The 1,527-nt window shown below is 53.4% G+C and carries 1 rRNA gene; it reads right to left on the bottom strand.

Features of this window, described 5'->3' with window-relative positions:
* Window positions 1-133: 133 nt before the first annotated feature.
* Window positions 134-1,527: ribosomal RNA gene (locus BMZ10_RS27325) — 23S ribosomal RNA — on the bottom strand; the annotation flags it as partial.

The following is a 1,527-nucleotide window of genomic DNA, read 5'->3' on the forward strand; positions in this document are numbered from 1 at the left end:
GGCCTGGGGCCGCGCTTCAGCCAATCGGGTATGTGATCAGGTCTGGCCTGTATGCTGCAAACTTTCGGTGCGTGTCGTCTTCACAGTCACCGCAATCTGTGCTCGTCCGAGTCGCAGATTGCTTGGGTGTTATATGGTCAAGCCTCACGGGCAATTAGTATTGGTTAGCTCAACGCCTCACAGCGCTTACACACCCAACCTATCAACGTCGTAGTCTTCGACGGCCCTTCAGGGAACTCAAGGTTCCAGTGAGATCTCATCTTGAGGCAAGTTTCCCGCTTAGATGCTTTCAGCGGTTATCTTTTCCGAACATAGCTACCCGGCAATGCCACTGGCGTGACAACCGGAACACCAGAGGTTCGTCCACTCCGGTCCTCTCGTACTAGGAGCAGCCCCTCTCAAATCTCAAACGTCCACGGCAGATAGGGACCGAACTGTCTCACGACGTTCTAAACCCAGCTCGCGTACCACTTTAAATGGCGAACAGCCATACCCTTGGGACCGGCTTCAGCCCCAGGATGTGATGAGCCGACATCGAGGTGCCAAACACCGCCGTCGATATGAACTCTTGGGCGGTATCAGCCTGTTATCCCCGGAGTACCTTTTATCCGTTGAGCGATGGCCCTTCCATACAGAACCACCGGATCACTAAGACCTACTTTCGTACCTGCTCGACGTGTCTGTCTCGCAGTCAAGCGCGCTTTTGCCTTTATACTCTACGACCGATTTCCGACCGGTCTGAGCGCACCTTCGTACTCCTCCGTTACTCTTTAGGAGGAGACCGCCCCAGTCAAACTACCCACCATACACTGTCCTCGATCCGGATGACGGACCTGAGTTAGAACCTCAAAGTTGCCAGGGTGGTATTTCAAGGATGGCTCCACGCAAACTGGCGTTCACGCTTCAAAGCCTCCCACCTATCCTACACAAGCAAATTCAAAGTCCAGTGCAAAGCTATAGTAAAGGTTCACGGGGTCTTTCCGTCTAGCCGCGGATACACTGCATCTTCACAGCGATTTCAATTTCACTGAGTCTCGGGTGGAGACAGCGCCGCCATCGTTACGCCATTCGTGCAGGTCGGAACTTACCCGACAAGGAATTTCGCTACCTTAGGACCGTTATAGTTACGGCCGCCGTTTACCGGGGCTTCGATCAAGAGCTTCGCGTTAGCTAACCCCATCAATTAACCTTCCGGCACCGGGCAGGCGTCACACCCTATACGTCCACTTTCGTGTTTGCAGAGTGCTGTGTTTTTAATAAACAGTCGCAGCGGCCTGGTATCTTCGACCGGCATGAGCTTACGGAGCAAGTCCTTCACCCTCACCGGCGCACCTTCTCCCGAAGTTACGGTGCCATTTTGCCTAGTTCCTTCACCCGAGTTCTCTCAAGCGCCTTGGTATTCTCTACCCAACCACCTGTGTCGGTTTGGGGTACGGTTCCTGGTTACCTGAAGCTTAGAAGCTTTTCTTGGAAGCATGGCATCAACCACTTCGTGTTCTAAAAGAACACTCGTCATCAGCTCTCGGC

Source organism: Pseudomonas sp. NFR16, from assembly GCF_900108875.1.
Lineage (GTDB): Bacteria > Pseudomonadota > Gammaproteobacteria > Pseudomonadales > Pseudomonadaceae > Aquipseudomonas.